Source organism: Aeromonas sp. ZOR0002, assembly GCF_963866995.1.
GTDB classification, from domain to species: Bacteria; Pseudomonadota; Gammaproteobacteria; order Enterobacterales; family Aeromonadaceae; genus Aeromonas; species Aeromonas caviae.
This window is the reverse complement of the sequence record NZ_CAWMFQ010000278.1, coordinates 1-211: the sequence shown is the minus strand read 5'-3', so window position 1 is coordinate 211 and position 211 is coordinate 1. Positions and strand designations below refer to the sequence as shown.

The 211-nt window shown below is 55.5% G+C and carries 1 protein-coding gene; it reads left to right on the top strand.

Translation table 11 applies throughout. The features are described 5' to 3' along the window. Nucleotides 1–211 (top strand): pyruvate kinase (locus AACR77_RS15285; protein WP_042882617.1); only part of this gene is annotated, 211 nt, incomplete at both ends.

Below are 211 nucleotides of genomic sequence, written 5' to 3'. Positions count from 1 at the left end.
AGAAGACGTGCTGGAAATCCGTGAGCACCTGAAAGCCCACGGCGGCGAGAACATCCAGATCATCTCCAAGATCGAAAACCAGGAAGGCCTGGACAACTTCGACGAGATCCTGGCTGTCTCCGACGGCATCATGGTTGCCCGTGGCGACATGGGTGTCGAGATCCCGGTAGAAGAAGTGATCTTCGCCCAGAAGATGATCATCGAGAAGTGC